This window comes from Glaciimonas sp. PCH181 (assembly GCF_003056055.1).
GTDB lineage: Bacteria > Pseudomonadota > Gammaproteobacteria > Burkholderiales > Burkholderiaceae_D > Glaciimonas.
Window position 1 is genome coordinate 303317 of record NZ_PYFP01000003.1, and the last position, 16358, is coordinate 319674.

Below are 16358 nucleotides of genomic sequence, written 5' to 3' on the forward strand. Positions count from 1 at the left end.
TTTAGAGGTAGCCTGGGCTGGCCCATCCAGATTACAAAGTAATAATTGTCATACTAATCAGATTGAGGATACTTCACAAATAAAAAAAAGCGGACCAGTGTCCGCTTTCTTTTTATCCTTCCAGTGCCTTGAAAGCGCTGTCACGAATTTGTTCTACCGGTCCTACACCTACAATTTTGCGATATTTCGGCGCACCAGGATTACCTGCCTTAGCCCAGTCACCGTAATACTTGACAAGAATTTCAGTCTGCTCGTGATACACAAACAGACGCTTCTTAACCGTTTCAACCTTGTCGTCATCACGCAAAATCAATTCTTCACCAGTGACATCATCAATGCCTTCCGCTTTTGGCGGATTGAATTTGACATGATAGGTGCGGCCCGAAGCCGGATGAACACGACGACCGCTCATGCGTTCAACGATTGCTTCATCCGGCACATCGATTTCCAGTACGTAATCGATACTTACGCCAGCATCCTTCATCGCGTCAGCTTGCGGCACTGTCCGTGGAAAACCATCGAACAAATAACCATTGGCGCAATCTGCTTGCTGCAAACGATCTTTGACCAGACCAATGATGATGTCATCCGATACCAAACCACCCGCATCCATTACTTTCTTTGCTTCGATGCCAAGCGGGGTGCCAGCTTTGACGGCTGCACGCAACATGTCGCCGGTAGAAATTTGCGGAATGTTGAATTTTTCTTTAATAAAGGTGGCTTGCGTGCCCTTTCCGGCACCGGGCGCTCCTAAAAGGATAAGACGCATACTGTGAAGTCCTAAGGTTAGTTTGAAAATTTTTGTAGCGACGCCTGTTTTTGCATTTCCAACGCCCAACATTACTGCTCAGCTTGCTACTCAGGCTGTTTTTCAGGCTTTTTTGGAAATTGCAGCGGCGTCATCGCGTATGCATGCATTCTTATAACACGCTAACTTTGCATGAAACTTACCACACAATTTTACCAAACAGCATCATGGCGAACCACTGCATTGGTCGATAGCACATTTAAGTGACACTAATTCGGCAAATTAGGCCGTAAAAAAACGTCTGACGCGTTCCAGATCCTCTGGCGTGTCAACACCGGCAGCCGGTGCCGCCTGCGCAATATGGACGGCAATCGGATAGCCATGCCACAACACGCGCAACTGCTCCAGCGCTTCAATCTGTTCCAATGGCGATACCGCCAGAGTAGGATAAGTTTGTAAAAAGCCATAACTGTAGGCATACAGCCCGATATGCCGCAAAGGCACATAACCGTTCGGCAATTGCTGTTGCGATTGCATAAAACCATCGCGATCCCACGGAATCGTCGCGCGCGAAAAATACAACGCACGGCCAAGCTTGTTCACCACTACTTTGACCACATTCGGATTAAACGCGTCGGCTGCACTGTCGATAGCATGCGCCGCCGTCGCCATTGGCACTCCGTCAACGATTTGCGCTGCGGTGGCAGCAATCAATGCAGGGTCAATTAAGGGTTCATCACCTTGCACATTCACGACCACTGCATCTGCGGCCAATCCCAGCACAGCAGCAACTTCCGCGATCCGATCAGTGCCAGAAGGATGATCGCCGCGGGTAAGACGCACAGCCACACCGTGTTGTTCGCAAGCGCGCAAAATATCAGCATGATCAGTCGCCACGATCACTTGCGCCGCGCCGGATAAGGCCGCCCGCTCGGCAACCCGGACGATCATCGGCTTGCCGCCAAGATCCGCCAAAGGCTTATTGGGCAATCGGGTCGACGCCAGTCGCGCAGGAATAATGACAGTAAAGGACATTGACGATCTTTATAGACTATTGAAACTCAGAGATAAAAGGCAATATCGGCCTCAGGCAACGGACGAAGGAGGAATATTCTCGCTGTCAGCGACATCCGCCGCACCGTTCAGCTCCCGCGCTTGATCAGCCCACATAATCGGAATGCCGTCACGAATCGGAAAAGCAAGTCGGTCGGCGTTACAAATCAGTTCCTGCGCTTTTTTATCATGCTGCAACGGCCCTTTACAGATTGGGCAAACTAAAATATCAAGCAGTTGGGTGTCCACGGAGTTTCTCCACAATTTGATGTGCCAGCGCGCCGTCAATCTGCGCTGTCACGGGGACGACCCACACACGCGGGTCGTTTTTAAGTGTTTCGATTTGACTGCATTTTACTGCATCCTTTTCGGTGATCAGAATGATCTCTGCGTCTAGCGCAGCAAAAGGATTTGCAGAAAAATCATAGTGATCGGGCAATGCAAGCGATTCAAATACCAGGCCCAAACCAGACAGCATCGTAAAAAATCGCTGCGGATTGCCAATTCCAGCTGCCGCCAATAGTCGGGGCGCTAACCTCACTGATGGCGCTGCGGCTCGTGTTAACGCTGTCGGCTGCGCCAATTTATCCTCTGATGCAGTCGGAAAATGCATGAATGATAACAAATCTCGTGTCTCAGTACGATCCCCAAGACGCTCGGCAATCTCGCCCAACAGATTCATACGCATCGCATCAGGGGGTAACGACGCTGGCAAGACCGCTGTCGGCCCCAGATTCACCACCGTAAAATCACGGCGACGCGTAGCCGGTTCGCGCAAAGGCCCCGCAGGCAGCAACCAGCCATTGCCATTGCCACGGCTATCGCATAAGACGATTTCAATATCGCGTTGCAGCGGATAGTGCTGCAAACCGTCATCCGACAAAATCACGTCTACTTCGGGATGCGTCTGTAACAATAGTTGCCCCGCCGCCACCCGATTTCGGCCTACGACTAGCGGACATTGAACCCGCCGCGTAATCAGCAGCGGCTCGTCGCCAACATCAGCGGCGAGCGATGTTGCGGTCACCAACCGGGCCGTTGATTCTGGATTTGCCCCATAGCCACGCGAAATAACGCCGGGAGTATAACCTGCCAGGCGCAACGCCTGAACGAGCCAAATGGTCAGCGGCGTCTTGCCAGTCCCGCCTATGTAAATGTTTCCCACCACAATCACTGGCACAGGCAAACGAGTCCGCGTGCGCCATCCAACCAAATACAAGCCACGACGCACACCGACGACCAATCGAAATACTAGCGATAAAGGCCATAGCACGCACGCCAGCAACCCGCGATGCTGCCAGGCCGCAATGAATCTCGCTTCAGTCGTGGAAAATTTTCGTGTCAAACGGAACAACCTATCAATCAAAATTCAGCCGAAAACGCTAGCAAGGGGACCTGCAATCGCCCTTACCAGACATTCATCAGGCATTTGCTAAAGGAAACCAGTAAACCAAAACCGTCGAGATCGTTGCAGCTAACCCAATCAGCGGCCACGGTAGGCATGACATCAACTATCGCCCCGAACATATTTGGACGTACTTAATCTTTCGTACTTAATCTTTATTACGCAGTCTTTACGAGGACTTACTTCTTACTATTTGCCTGCGCAGCAAAAGTAACCTTTTCAAAACCCGCCAAACGCGCAGCCTCCAGCACATTAATGACGGTTTGATGCGGCGACATTGCATCCGCGTTGATGATGATCAACGGGGTTTCCTTAGACTTATTCGGGTCACTTTGCGCCGCAGTCTTCAAATCCTGCGCCAGATCATCTGCGCTTCTGGACGATACCTGTAGCTTATTCACCGCATATTGGCCCTGCGCCGTCACCGCAACATAAATCGGGAATGGCCCAGCCTCAACCTTCGCGGCATCGGCACTCGGTAGCGTAATCTTCAGCGCGGTAACTTTGCTATACGTCGTCGTGACCATCAAAAAAATGACGATCACCAACAAAACGTCAATGAACGGAATCAAATTAATTTCAGGCGCTTCACGCGCCCTGCCTTTGCGAAAATTCATATTCGAGCCTCTTGCACCATATTTAGTACTTATTCAACCTTATTTTCGCGCGCCGTGGACGATATCCACAAACTTGATCGCCTGCTGTTCCATATCGACGATAAAGCTGTCTATCGTGGCCCGGAAATGGCGATAAAAAACCAATGCCGGCATCGCAATCGCCAGACCAAACCCAGTGTTGTACAGCGCCACCGAAATCCCGTGTCCCAACTGAGCAGGATCAGTACCCGCGCCATTGGTTGCGCCAAAAATCTCAATCATGCCGACTACCGTGCCAAACAAACCCATCAACGGTGCCAGCGTAGCAATCGTGCCTAGTGTAGTCAGAAAGCGCTCTAAATCATGTGCCGTTGCCTGACCGGCTTCTTCGATCGCTTCTTTCATGATGTCCCGCGGCGCATCGACATTACGCAGGCCAGCCGCCAATACACGTCCCAGCGGTGAATTATTTTCCAGATTAGTAAGCACTTCGGCCTTGGCACGGCCATTGTGATAAACCCGAATAACCTCTTGCAATAACTGCGGCGGCAAAATGCGCGGACGGCGTAAATACATTAAGCGTTCAATGATTAACGCGGTCGCAATCACCGAGGCAATTAATAACAACCAGATCGGCCAGCCTGCAGCTTGAATAATGGCAAACAAAAAAACCTCCTTGAGGCAAATGCGGATAGGTTTATCTAATGGATTGCAGAATGTAAACTGTTGAAGCCATGTGAGCAAGTACCTCAGCGGCTGATTACAGCTTTGTATGCCAGATACGGGCTAATTACCGGGCGATTTCAGCCGTTTATTGTCACATTACTTCCCATTCGCAAGGGCGTCAGCAGCGAATCCAGACGGCGCGCTATACGAAAACCGAGGGAAACTCTTAACTTGCAAACGACCTGGCCCACTAGCCAAAAAACTTCCTCACATTTTATGTGAACAAGATTGTGGATAAGTCTCTTCTCATGAAGTTAAGCAATTGATTTCAAACGAGATTTTTATGCTGCATCAAAAACGTGCAGCATCAGATGGTTGCTTCCAGCAAGCGTCCTCCAAAAGTTCTCCACAGTTTTTGTGGACAACTTTGTGAACAACTTGCCTTACGAAAACCTATGCCCTTGATTTTGTTCACTTTTTTATAACTGTTCAGATCGCGCCCAATCACCCCATTTATCCCCATATTGTGGCAAAGAACGCTCATTCTCCGGCGACGCTTAGGTAACCCTGGAATTGATCTCAGTTATCCACAGATTTTGTGGATAACTTTGTGCACATCATGACTGAAATGATACTAAGTCATTGATTTAAATGCACTTTCATTTCGTGTGCACAGATACTACAACTGGGGGCAAATATTGACTGACGCAATGATGCGACCCATCCCGGCAATTGACGCGATCAGAAGTGCCAAGGCGAAGGGGGAACTTATCCACAGAAATTGTGGATAAATTTGTGTACAAGGATGCTGGGATGAGATTAAACGCTTGATTTAAATGGTTTTTTTAGAAGTCAGCAGTGCCGCAACAAAAATTCCACCGATGCGCTTTTTATAGTGATGTGCAGCAATATCAAAGTTTTCCACAGTTTATGTGGATAACTTTGTGTGTAAGCACACAACAAAGAAGTTAAGCCATTGATTCAAAACGGTTTTCCCTTACTGTGCGCGGCTGAGGCAATAACGTCACAATTCCGATGCATCAAGCGTTGTTATAAGCCCGCTCCAGCACCGCAATGTCGAGTTTAATCATATGCACCATTGCATTAAACGCTCTTTGCGCAGCCGCCGTATCCGTACTGCTGATCATCCTCATCAATGCATTCGGCACGATTTGCCAAGACACGCCAAACTTATCCGTCAACCAACCGCACTGCTGCGCTTGCCCGCCTTCTAGCAAACTCTCCCATAAGTGATCCACATCTTCTTGCGTCTCACAAGGCACAACAAACGAAATCGCCGGAGAAAAGGTAAATTGCGAACCGCCATTCAAGGCCAGGAATTCCTGCCCGTCAAGAATAAACTGCACCGTCATCACCGTCCCTTTGGGCTGGGGCGCGGCATCCGGGTAACGACTCATGTCGACAATACTTGCGTTCTTAAAGATAGAAACATAAAAATTCGCAGCCTCTTCGGCTTTGCCGTCGAACCACAAACAGGGGCCTATTTTTTTCATGATCGCTCCTCCTTGAGGTGAGGCAAATAAAGCAACGAACCATCCCATTCAGAATACGAAACAAGCAGAACTGACAAATAAGTCTAGAAACAAATGCAGCCGTTAGCAATGTTGCATATTTGACGGATCGCTCAGTTAAATAATGCAAAAATAAGAGAAATATTAGCAATGAAGTTGCCAAAATAAAGCCATCATCGCCCGTTACTTATCCACAGAAATTGTGGATAACTTTGTGTACAAGACTGCTGAAATCAACTTAAGCGCTTGATTAAAAGGAGTTTTTAGCTTGTGTATAGCCGTGCCGCAAAACTGCTATTTCGCAGATGCGACCCTTATTTAGTTGATTAAGTACAGTTAATTTATGAGATAAAAAAAACTTTTCCACAGTTTCTGTGGATAACTTTGTGCGCAAATAGATTAGAAACAAATTAAGCCATTGATTCAGAACGACTTTCTACACATGCAGTGCAATGAAGCAATGCCAAGCAAGAAAAAAATGTTTCCATAGAAGAATCAAACAACCCGAGAACACGCTTTCTTCCCATTACGATTTACAATACGGCGCTGCAAGACCGCTGCTGTAATACCGCTTAACAACGCGCAATGCCTGCAATAAGCCTCTGCCCTGTCTCTTCACAGAAAGCCCGACGCCCACGATGTTATTTCCCACTCCTGCCGACAGCCGCGCTGGCACAGCGCCAGTGCTCTCCGTTACCGCTCTGAATCAGGCCGTGGCGCGCATGCTGGAGCGAAGCTTCCCGCTGACGTGGGTGTCCGGCGAAATATCCAACTTTACGCGTGCCGCCTCCGGACATTGGTATTTCACGCTAAAGGATGATGGCGCACAAGTCCGCTCGGTAATGTTCAAGGGCCGTGCCCAACACGCTGGCTTTACCCCTCGTGAAGGCGACAAAGTTGAAGTACGGGCGCTAGTGACGCTCTATGCGCCCCGTGGCGACTATCAGCTAAATGTGGAGGCGATTCGGCGCGCCGGCGCAGGCAATTTATATGAAGCATTTTTGCGCCTCAAAGAAAAATTAACGGCAGAGGGCCTTTTCGACTCTGCCCGCAAGCGCCCTATTCCGCAATTTGTTACCTGTATCGGGGTCGTTACCAGCTTGCAAGCAGCGGCACTGCGCGACATTCTGACCGCACTGGCGCGCCGCGTGCCGCACGTGCGCGTCGTGTTATATCCAACGCCCGTGCAAGGCGAAGGCGCAGCAGAAAAAATTTCCCGCGCCATCAATACCGCCTCGGCTCGCGCTGAATGCGATGTATTGCTAGTCTGTCGCGGTGGCGGCAGCATTGAGGATTTATGGTCGTTTAATGACGAAGGCGTTGCCCGTGCCATCGCTGCGGCGACCATGCCAGTGATTTCCGGTGTCGGCCATGAAACCGATGTCACGATTGCCGACTTCATCGCCGATATGCGCGCAGCAACGCCCACCGCCGCCGCCGAATTAGCCGCGATTCCCCGACTCGACTGGCTATCCGTACTAGAAGGCCACGCAGCGGATATGACCCGCGCCGTGCGGCGACAATTCGGCGAGGCAAGTCAGACCCTTGACTGGTTCACGCGTCGTCTGGTCAGCCCAGCGACGACGATCAGCCACGAACGCCTGAAGTTACAAAGCCTGCAAACGCGTTTGATGCACGCCACCACTATTCCGCTGAGACAGTCGCGCTATGCAATGTTGCATCTGCGCACCCGCTTGTCGGCGCAACTGCCGGATACGCGCCCTGCACGCAGTCTTGTAGCAGACCGGGCACGACGTCTGGGCAATGCGCTGACATTACAAAACAAACAAAGCCGGTTGGCGCTCAGTGCGCTCAATGCCCAATTGGAACTACTCAATCCGCAACGCACGCTGGAACGTGGCTACGCCATCGTGACTAATGCCAAGGGCGCGGTCTTACGAGCGCCAAAGGAACTCCAGCCACGTCAGCTCGTCACAATACAACTAGCTGAAGGTAGCGCGAAAGTAGGGATTGATAGCGTGCAACCGACCTTCGATTAGTGCCGGACTCACGCCTGAGATATAAGCAAAGATTAATAAAGACTAACAACGGGCGCTGTTGAATTCGTCCGATTGCTGCATGGAATAGATAAGCGCTTTACAATAACGCGCTTGAACCTGTTAAATACCAGTAGACCTGTCATTAGTCTGTCATTAAGCGACCTAATAATGGTTAAGTCGATAGCGGTCTGCAACACGATGCTGGAAACATGGAGCCGTATGCAAATACGGAACAGCATCAGCCGGGATTGCATTAATCAGCCGTAACAAGCGGCTTTAGGATGGCTTTAAGTCAGATTAACGACAATTTTTAAAAGTTTTACCTAGTTAATACACGTTCTTAGTAGCCCAATAAAACTTAGAAAGGACACACCATGGCATATACACTTCCTCCCCTCCCGTACGCGATCGATGCATTGGCTCCACATATCTCGCAAGAGACACTGGAATTCCATTACGGTAAACATCACCAGACCTATGTGACCAATCTGAACAATCTCGTTCCGGGCACAGAATTCGAAAACGCATCATTGGAAGAGATCGTCAAGAAATCATCCGGCGGCGTCTTCAACAACGCAGCACAAATCTGGAACCACACGTTTTATTGGAACAGCTTGTCACCAGATGGCGGTGGCGCACCTACTGGCGCTCTGGCCGATGCGATCAACGCAAAATGGGGCACGTTCGATAATTTCAAAGTAGAACTGACTAAATGCGCAGTTGGCACATTCGGTTCGGGCTGGGCTTGGTTAGTAAAAAAGACCGATGGCACTTTGGATCTGGTCTCGACTTCTAACGCAGCAACGCCACTGACAACTGATGCAAAACCACTGCTGACAGTTGACGTTTGGGAACACGCTTATTACATCGATTATCGCAATGCACGTCCTAAATATCTGGAAGCATTCTGGGCATTGGCAAACTGGGACTTCGCTGCAGAGAATTTTGCTTAATTAAATTTAGCAAGCGTTGCACAGTTAAACAAAAGCCGACTTTCGAGTCGGCTTTTTAGTATCCGCTTACTTTCCCCTAATGCAGCAACGCAATTTTCCTGATCGCCCGGCGATCACGGTAAACAACGCCTTTGCAGCTCCCTGCTAAGCATCCCATTGCACTCCTTCCAAAGCCCCGGACAGACGCCAAAATCGACAGAAATGATCATTGCTGTATCCTAAACCCTTGATGATCGAAAGGAGTAGCTGCCGATGGATTTCAATTTTTTATCTACCTTACATGAGGGACCGCTGCGCTCGGGCCTCATCGTTCTGCTCACTATCATTATTTTCGGCTTGATCGCCGTTATCCTGCATCGTGTAGGCATTTTGCTATTGCGCCGACTGGCACGGAACCGTCCCTTCACCACCAATGCCAGCTTTATCGCGTTTCGCGCCAGTCGAACCTGCATGGTGTTATTTGCCACTCGGGTCGTGCTGACGGGTGCGCCGGACAACACGCCTTGGCTGATTCCGCTGTCTTATATCACCTCTGTCGCGCTGATTCTAGCGCTGACCTGGCTCGCCATGCGCTGTATCGAGTCGGTCAGCGTCACAGTCATCAACCGCCATCCGTCCGACGTGATCGACAATCTCAAGGCACGTCGGGTATTGACGCAAACCCGAGTACTTGCACGTAGCGCCCATTTTATTGTCGGGTTACTTGGACTAGGTTTTGTACTACTGACTTTACCGGGCGCAAAACAATTTGGCGCAAGTTTGCTGGCCTCAGCAGGCGTCGCCGGGCTGGTCGCCGGTATGGCAGCTCGCCCCGTCCTGGGAAATTTTATTGCAGGATTACAGATTGCATTTTCACAACCGATACGGATTGATGATGTTCTGATCGTCCAGGGCGAATGGGGCCGCGTAGAAGAAATTACCGGCACTTTTGTCGTCGTTCGGATTTGGGATGAACGCAGAATGATCGTGCCGCTGCAATGGTTCATTGAAAATCCATTTGAAAACTGGACACATAGCTCATCCACGATTCTGGGAACAGTTTTTCTATGGCTGGATTTCGCTGTGCCGGTAGCCGCATTGCGTGAAGAATTCGAACGCATCTGTAAAGCGTCATCGCTTTGGGATAAGCGCGTGTGCGTTTTGCATGTCACCGACGCAACCGACCGCGCCATGCAAATCCGGTTGCTGACCAGTGCGCAGGATTCAGGGATCGCCTTTGCGTTACGCTGCGCCATCCGGGAGGAAATGATTGCCTTCATTGCCAAGAACTATCCACAAGCATTACCGCGCCTGCGTTCGACACTGGACCCGCTAGAGATCCGCACCGCTGCGCACACTAACGCCGATGCCGATGCCATGACGACGATCATCGACGGCCCACCAAACTAGGCGCGGAAATTGGCTATCATTGAGCTGTCATTAGCCGTCGTTCAGCCATGATTGTGATTCGGATTGCCACACCGCACGCCGCCCGGATTACCATCAGTCCAGGCTGAATTTAGAATCAGACTGCAAAAATTGACGCGTTTATAGTCCGGGTGTTTCAGCGCCAGCACATCCGCCTTGACGTTGCCAAAAGTTGAGTCTGGCTTGTGCATCGTGCCCTGTGCAAACGCGTCGATAATACCTTCTTTAAAATTTGCTTCACGCGGATGTGCCAGCACGACTTGATTGCGCTGCTCGTCGGTAAAGTCACTATACGCCAAGCCCAACACGTCCATTTCGACACCCGCAGTAACCAACGCCACCACCGGCTTTTTATGCTGCGCAATCCCGGGCGTGGTGTGCAGCGCGATCGCGTCCCACACCTGCTCGATTTCATTCTCAACTATCCCATAGCCAGTCAAAAAAATGCGCGCCGCATTGGCGCCATCTACTTCAAAACGATCATTTTTGCTGCTATATGCCGGGACCAGTCCCATGTCATGAAACATCGCGCCGATATACAGCAGCTCAGGATCGTACTGCAATTTTTGACGCTCTCCGGTCAGTGCGCCAAACAAAAACACGCGCGTCGAATGGTTAAATAACAAGTCCGATTCCGTGTCACGAACAAGTTGGGTTGCGTCCCGCGCCAATTTGCTGTCGGGGAGACGGATTCCGGCGATCGTATTGCTCATGTCATTCTCCAGATAAAATTCATGAATTAAGGGGCCGATGCTTGCAGGTCTATGCTTGCCTGCAACCCTGTTCACTTTAATTGTTGGCGCTGTTGGGTACAATGCAAAGCGTGCGTTCAACACTGCCAGACGCACGCCAAATCCGGCCATGACGGTCAACCCTTCGATATCCCGATAATTTCCGTAACGGCGATGTTGGCCCATTTAAAGGTAATTCGATGCGCACAATTGCCATTGCGATTTTTCCGGGTGTTCAGGCACTTGATGTGGCTGGTCCGGTCGATGTTTTCGCCGAGGCAAACAATTTCCTCGCGGCTGACGATGGCTATGAGATTACAGTGGTGAGCGCAACCGAGGATGCAGTACGCGCCTCGAACGGTATGCGCTTGTTGGCGGATAGGACGTTTGCCGATACAAATCAGCACTACAACACGGCGTTGGTCGCCGGCGGCCCTGGCCTGCCCGATGGCGCGCCAGATCCACGTTTAACCGCATGGCTGATTAACGTTGCTTCCCGTTGCGAGCGTTATGGATCAATCTGTACGGGTGCGTTTGCACTCGGCCACGCGGGCTTGATTGATGATCGCCGCGTGACGACGCATTGGCAAAATGCGCCGCAATTAGCGCAACAATTTCCGCGGGCGCAGGTTGAGCTGGATCATATTTATAGTCGGGATGGCGCTCTGGTGACGTCGGCTGGCGTAACCGCAGGGATCGATGTATCGCTGGCGTTGGTGGCGGAAGATCATGGCTCACAAATCGCACTTGCGGTGGCGAAGCGGTTGGTTGTCTTTGCGCAGCGTCGCGGCGGTCAATCGCAGTTTAGCCCGTATCTCAGCACCCCGACTGATGCGACGTCACCGGTTGCCAAAGTGCAGGCGTATGTGATGGAACATATCAGTGAACGTTTTACAGTGGAGAAGCTGGCGGAAGTTGCGGGCATGAGCACGCGGAATTTTGCGCGGATTTTTGTTCAGTTAATGAACGTTACGCCGCATGAATTTGTAGAGCGTGCGCGAGTCGATACGGCGCGGAACCTGCTTGAAAGTACGGATGCGGCGTTGAAGGCTATCGCCTATGATTGTGGATTTGGCACCGCTGATCGGATGCGAATTGTATTTAATAAGCGCTTGGGAGTCGCACCCAATGAATATCGGACGAGTTTTCAGAAGAAGTAATTCGTCCGGATATGTTGGTAGCGAGTGTCGACTAGCGGCCGCTTTGCACTATTACTTCGCGGTCATTCTGATTGCGCCATCGAGACGGATGACCTCGCCATTCAGGTAGGCGTTTTCGATGATTGTTTTTACCATTGATGCGAACTCAGCTGGCTTGCCCATGCGGGGTGGGAATGGGACGGTTTTGCCTAATGCTTCCTGGACTTCGGCTGGCATGCCTAGCAGCATTGGTGTTTCCATAAGGCCGGGGGCGATTGTCATTACGCGGATGCCAAAGCGTGCTAATTCGCGTGCAACCGGGAGAGTTAGTGCGACTACGCCGCCTTTTGATGCGGAGTAGGCGGCTTGTCCGATTTGTCCATCGTAGGCGGCGACGGAGGCGGTGTTGATGATGACGCCGCGTTCGCCGTCTGCGTTCGGCTCGGTTTTGCTGATGGCGTCTGCTGCCAGCCGCAGCATGTTAAAGGTGCCGATTAGGTTGATTTGGATTACGCGAGCGAAATCGTCGAAGTTGTGGGGGCCGGTTTTGCCGAGGACTTTTTGGGCTGGTGCAACGCCGGCGCAGTTGATTAGTCCGTGGAGGCCGCCAAAGGTCGCTACAGCTGCATCGACTGCGGCTTTTGCGCTGGATTCGTTGCTGACGTCGGTGGTGATGAATTGTGCGCGGTCGCCGAGTTCTTTGGCTAGCGCTGTACCGGCTTCCTGATTTAGATCGGCTAGGATGACCTGGCCGCCCTGTTGGATAATCATGCGGGCGGTGGCAGCGCCCAGGCCGGAGCCGCCGCCGCTAATCAGAAAACATTTATCTTTAATTTGCATGTGAACCTCTATTTTGGATGTGGTTAATTATTGGTGTGAAATTTTGGTTATTCGGTGCGTCTAATTCTGTGTTGCTGTTCAGGAGGATCATAGCGTTAGTCGGTAATTTAAACGGTTTGTTCACAGTGGAGAGTCCACCGGGGGTCGCCCGGCAGCTAGTCACTTTTTCTTGCTTCGGCTAGGCACCCCCGGCTTGCATCAACGGAACACAAACCGTTTTAAATACCGACGAACCAAAGCCAACCCTCCCCACTACAACTTACCTTTCGCAATCTCCTGATTCCGCAAAATAAACCTTTGCAACTTCCCACTAGGCGTCTTAGGTAACTCCTCCAAAAACGCAATCTCCCGAGGATAAGAATGCGCCGCCAAGCGCTTCTTAACATACTGCTGTAACTCAACCGCCAACAACTCAGACGCTTCATATCCCGCCCGCAGCACAACAAAAGCCTTCACCAATTCCGTCCGCTCAGGATCAGGCTTCCCAACCACAGCAGCCTCCGCAACAGCATCGTGCTCCAACAGCGCACTCTCAACATCAAACGGCCCAATCCGATATCCCGCCGAAGTAATAATATCGTCATCCCGCCCAACAAAACTAATACTCCCATCAGCATTATTCTCAACCGTATCGCCAGTCAGATAATAATTATCCCGCGGCGTCGAACCCGATTGCGGCCAATACCCCTGAAACCAAAACAAAGGCGACCGCGCCCGGTCAGCAGCCAACACCCCCGGCTCACCGACCCCCAGCTCCAGACCCTCCTCATTCAACACCGCCAACCGATACCCCGGCATCGCAAATCCCGCAGAGCCGGGAAGAAACGAATGCGCCAAACCATGATGATTGCACAGCATCATGCCGTTTTCGGTCTGCCCATAATGGTCATAAATCGGACAATCCAGATATTCTTTAAACCAGCGAATCACCTCAGGATTCAACGGCTCGCCAGCGCTGCTGACCACCCGTAACTGACCTTTAATAGAACCCGCCAGCGCCTCCCCCGAAGCAATCAACATCCGATATGCAGTCGGTGAACCGGCCAGATTAGTGATTCCATACTTCTCAATAACCCGATAACAATTCTCAACCGTGAACGCCCCGTCATACAACGTAATTGCATGCCCTAACAACAACGGACCGGTGACGCAATAATACAAACCATAAGCCCAACCCGCATCGGCGATGTTCCAGAACGCGTCTTCCGGCCGGATATCCATTGCATAGCGGGCATAGACATAAAACGCCAGCATCGCCCGCAGCGGCACGACGACGCCTTTAGCTGGTCCTGTCGTGCCCGACGTAAACATCATCATGAAAGCATCATCGCCAGAGCGCATCACTGGCGCAAAGTCTGTCGATTGCTGATCCAATTGCTCCCAAAAATTCAGATCGCCAGCAATAACGCCTTGGCCATTCTTGTCCGCAATCGTCAACGCGTTCGGGCAACCCGGAATATCGTTTAACTTATGCCGGTTGTCAGCATCGGTCACGACCAATTTAGCTTCGCTGCTGATAACACGGTGTTCAATCGACTTCGATCCGAAGGCGGTGAACAGCGGCTGATACACCGCGCCAGCGCGCCAGGTGCCTAAAATAGTGATAAGCAGTTCCGGTGTTCTTGGCAACAATCCGGCTACGCGATCGCCGGGCTGAACGCCTTGCTGCGTCAACAAATTGGCAAATTTAGCGGAAAGATCACGCAACTGTTCAAATGTGTACTGCGTGCTGCTGCCATCTTTATTCTCATAAAACAGCGCAACGCGACCCGGTTGCGCATGACGATCGCAACATTCGACGCAAGCGTTGATGCCTGTTTTTAGGTCGCCGGACAGCACGGCGGCGATCTTTTCGACATCGAAATCTGCATAAAATTGTTGATAGTCCGGATTTTGACTAGTTGCTTGCGCAACATCCCGAATCGCGATTTCACCTGTTAGCACGTCAGCTGACATATTTGTTCTCCTATAACCTAAAATGGCGCATTTAAGCTGCTCTCTGATGTTGCTGGTGAGATAAACTATTTACGCTGCTTAATAACAATTAAACAATAGCTGATCATCGCCAAGCCTCAGTCTAGGATATCCATCGCCGACTAGCCATGCCATATCCATTCAAGCTGGGCGGTTGAATTTGCAATACGCAGCAGCTTCGGCAACCTTTTCCAGCCCTCTACACCTCAAGAAAATCGCATGAAAGATTGGGAAAAAGACACCATCGGCATCGACTTCGTCCACGAAGCATTAGCAGTTCTGCTCGAACGCGGCTTTGACGCCGAGAGTTTGCTGAATGCAGCAGGAATCTCACCGATGTTGCTGAAAGCACCGCAAGCAAGGGTCTCGGCAGCTAATTACGGCCAACTCTGGTCCTTGATTGCCAAACAGCTGGATGATGAATTTTTCGGCATGGATAGCCATCCGATGAGAGTTGGCAGCTTTTTGTTGCTGTGCCAAAGTGTGATCCAGTGTGAAACCTTGGGCAGCGCCCTAAAACAGGTATTAAAGTTTATGCGGCTAGTGCTCGACGATATCCACGGCACGCTGACGATTAACGACAAGTTTGCACAGATGACGCTGCACGAAGTATCCCCAGCGCCTTCACGCGCATTCACCTATGCGACTTTTTTGATTATTGTGCACGGCTTGGGCAGTTGGCTGATTGGTCGGCGTATTCCGTTACTGACGGCCGATTTTCGATGCGAAGAACCACGCTGCGGCGCTGACTATAAAATACGTTTTAGCGAACAAGCGCGTTTTGGTCAGGCCAGCACTTGCATCACTTTTAATGCTAGCTATCTGGACCTTCCGATTGTTCAGAACCAACGCACGCTGGTGAATTTTCTGGCTGAAGCGCCCGCCAATTTACTGGTCAAATATAGTAATCGGGATAGTCTTAACGCCAAAATCCGTCACCACTTACGCCGCACCGCATTAACTGAATGGCCGGACTTTGATACGTTGTCGCGGCAACTTCACTCAACCTCCTCCACGCTGCGCCGTAAGCTGCATCAGGAAGGACAATCCTATCAATCGATCAAGGATAATCTGCGACGCGATCTGGCAATCAATCACCTCAGCGGCTCGCGCAAAAGCATCGAAGACATTGCTGTCCAGCTAGGCTTCGCCGACCCCAGCGCCTTCCATCGCGCATTTAAAAAATGGACCGGCAACAGCCCTGGCGAGCATCGTCGGACCTTATCGAGCAAATAGTCGGATAACGTCATAAAAAAAACCGCCCATCGACGAGTCTCGATGGACGGCATTTTTACATCAGGATGTTTCCCTGAA

Annotated in this window: 15 protein-coding genes; 5 read left to right on the forward strand and 10 right to left on the reverse strand. The window is 51.0% G+C overall.

The features are described 5' to 3' along the window. Nucleotides 1-112 precede the first annotated feature (112 nt). From adk to C7W93_RS22090, 7 genes are all read right to left on the reverse strand, one after another. Nucleotides 113-769 (reverse strand): adenylate kinase, encoded by a 657-nt coding sequence (gene adk, locus C7W93_RS22060; protein WP_108442687.1) that lies wholly within the window; start codon nucleotides 767-769, stop codon nucleotides 113-115. A gap of 261 nt (nucleotides 770-1030) precedes the next feature. Further along, nucleotides 1031-1783: a 3-deoxy-manno-octulosonate cytidylyltransferase gene (gene kdsB, locus C7W93_RS22065; RefSeq protein ID WP_108442484.1), complete on the reverse strand. Its 753-nt coding sequence runs from the start codon at nucleotides 1781-1783 to the stop codon at nucleotides 1031-1033. A 51-nt stretch (nucleotides 1784-1834) separates the two neighbouring features. Continuing rightward, nucleotides 1835-2050, reverse strand: a complete 216-nt coding sequence (locus C7W93_RS22070; protein ID WP_108442485.1) for a Trm112 family protein — start codon at nucleotides 2048-2050, stop codon at nucleotides 1835-1837. Next, complete coding sequence (lpxK, locus tag C7W93_RS22075; protein ID WP_108442688.1) at nucleotides 2031-3146, reverse strand: tetraacyldisaccharide 4'-kinase; 1116 nt, start codon at nucleotides 3144-3146, stop codon at nucleotides 2031-2033. The genes C7W93_RS22070 and lpxK overlap by 20 nt, the downstream gene beginning before the upstream one ends. 239 nt (nucleotides 3147-3385) lie before the next feature. Next, nucleotides 3386-3823 carry a biopolymer transporter ExbD gene (locus tag C7W93_RS22080; RefSeq protein ID WP_108442486.1) on the reverse strand — a complete coding sequence of 146 codons (438 nt, stop codon included), beginning with the start codon at nucleotides 3821-3823 and terminating at the stop codon, nucleotides 3386-3388. Nucleotides 3824-3862: 39 nt separating this feature from the next. Beyond that, nucleotides 3863-4468 (reverse strand): MotA/TolQ/ExbB proton channel family protein, encoded by a 606-nt coding sequence (locus C7W93_RS22085; RefSeq protein WP_108442487.1) that lies wholly within the window; start codon nucleotides 4466-4468, stop codon nucleotides 3863-3865. 1040 nt (nucleotides 4469-5508) lie between these two features. Next, on the reverse strand, nucleotides 5509-5982 hold the full coding sequence (locus tag C7W93_RS22090) for a VOC family protein (RefSeq protein WP_108442488.1): 474 nt from the start codon (nucleotides 5980-5982) through the stop codon (nucleotides 5509-5511). 656 nt (nucleotides 5983-6638) lie between these two features. On the opposite strand from C7W93_RS22090, the gene xseA reads away from it, so the two are divergent. The 3 genes from xseA (at nucleotide 6639) to C7W93_RS22105 (ending at nucleotide 10342) form a co-directional block, all read left to right on the forward strand. Next, nucleotides 6639-8000, forward strand: coding sequence for an exodeoxyribonuclease VII large subunit (xseA, locus tag C7W93_RS22095; RefSeq protein ID WP_108442489.1), 1362 nt, complete (start codon nucleotides 6639-6641; stop codon nucleotides 7998-8000). Between the two features lie 374 nt (nucleotides 8001-8374). After that, nucleotides 8375-8953 carry a superoxide dismutase [Fe] gene (gene sodB / locus C7W93_RS22100; RefSeq protein WP_108442490.1) on the forward strand — a complete coding sequence of 193 codons (579 nt, stop codon included), beginning with the start codon at nucleotides 8375-8377 and terminating at the stop codon, nucleotides 8951-8953. A 252-nt stretch (nucleotides 8954-9205) separates the two neighbouring features. Next, on the forward strand, nucleotides 9206-10342 hold the full coding sequence (locus C7W93_RS22105; RefSeq protein WP_201747333.1) for a mechanosensitive ion channel family protein: 1137 nt from the start codon (nucleotides 9206-9208) through the stop codon (nucleotides 10340-10342). Between the two features lie 41 nt (nucleotides 10343-10383). Here C7W93_RS22105 and C7W93_RS22110 read toward each other — a convergent pair whose 3' ends face one another. Then, complete coding sequence (locus C7W93_RS22110; RefSeq protein WP_108442689.1) at nucleotides 10384-11073, reverse strand: HD domain-containing protein; 690 nt, start codon at nucleotides 11071-11073, stop codon at nucleotides 10384-10386. A 218-nt stretch (nucleotides 11074-11291) separates the two neighbouring features. Here C7W93_RS22110 and C7W93_RS22115 point away from each other — a divergent pair, with 218 nt between their 5' ends. Continuing rightward, nucleotides 11292-12251, forward strand: a complete 960-nt coding sequence (locus C7W93_RS22115; protein ID WP_108442492.1) for a GlxA family transcriptional regulator — start codon at nucleotides 11292-11294, stop codon at nucleotides 12249-12251. A gap of 51 nt (nucleotides 12252-12302) precedes the next feature. On the opposite strand, the gene C7W93_RS22120 is transcribed toward C7W93_RS22115, so the two are convergent. Then, nucleotides 12303-13070, reverse strand: a complete 768-nt coding sequence (locus C7W93_RS22120; RefSeq protein ID WP_108442493.1) for an SDR family NAD(P)-dependent oxidoreductase — start codon at nucleotides 13068-13070, stop codon at nucleotides 12303-12305. 252 nt (nucleotides 13071-13322) lie between these two features. Next, nucleotides 13323-15026 (reverse strand): AMP-binding protein, encoded by a 1704-nt coding sequence (locus C7W93_RS22125; RefSeq protein WP_108442494.1) that lies wholly within the window; start codon nucleotides 15024-15026, stop codon nucleotides 13323-13325. A 237-nt stretch (nucleotides 15027-15263) separates the two neighbouring features. On the opposite strand from C7W93_RS22125, the gene C7W93_RS22130 reads away from it, so the two are divergent. Beyond that, nucleotides 15264-16280: an AraC family transcriptional regulator gene (locus C7W93_RS22130; protein WP_108442495.1), complete on the forward strand. Its 1017-nt coding sequence runs from the start codon at nucleotides 15264-15266 to the stop codon at nucleotides 16278-16280. Nucleotides 16281-16358: the final 78 nt, after the last annotated feature.

Coding starts and splice junctions, on each gene's coding strand:
- adk (WP_108442687.1), bottom strand. CDS start 769: ATGCGTCTTATCCTTTTAGGAGCGCCCGGTGCCGGAAAGGGCACGCAA.
- kdsB (WP_108442484.1), bottom strand. CDS start 1,783: ATGTCCTTTACTGTCATTATTCCTGCGCGACTGGCGTCGACCCGATTG.
- C7W93_RS22080 (WP_108442486.1), bottom strand. CDS start 3,823: ATGAATTTTCGCAAAGGCAGGGCGCGTGAAGCGCCTGAAATTAATTTG.
- C7W93_RS22090 (WP_108442488.1), bottom strand. CDS start 5,982: ATGAAAAAAATAGGCCCCTGTTTGTGGTTCGACGGCAAAGCCGAAGAG.
- xseA (WP_108442489.1), top strand. CDS start 6,639: ATGTTATTTCCCACTCCTGCCGACAGCCGCGCTGGCACAGCGCCAGTG.
- sodB (WP_108442490.1), top strand. CDS start 8,375: ATGGCATATACACTTCCTCCCCTCCCGTACGCGATCGATGCATTGGCT.
- C7W93_RS22105 (WP_201747333.1), top strand. CDS start 9,206: ATGGATTTCAATTTTTTATCTACCTTACATGAGGGACCGCTGCGCTCG.
- C7W93_RS22110 (WP_108442689.1), bottom strand. CDS start 11,073: ATGAGCAATACGATCGCCGGAATCCGTCTCCCCGACAGCAAATTGGCG.
- C7W93_RS22115 (WP_108442492.1), top strand. CDS start 11,292: ATGCGCACAATTGCCATTGCGATTTTTCCGGGTGTTCAGGCACTTGAT.
- C7W93_RS22120 (WP_108442493.1), bottom strand. CDS start 13,070: ATGCAAATTAAAGATAAATGTTTTCTGATTAGCGGCGGCGGCTCCGGC.
- C7W93_RS22125 (WP_108442494.1), bottom strand. CDS start 15,026: ATGTCAGCTGACGTGCTAACAGGTGAAATCGCGATTCGGGATGTTGCG.
- C7W93_RS22130 (WP_108442495.1), top strand. CDS start 15,264: ATGAAAGATTGGGAAAAAGACACCATCGGCATCGACTTCGTCCACGAA.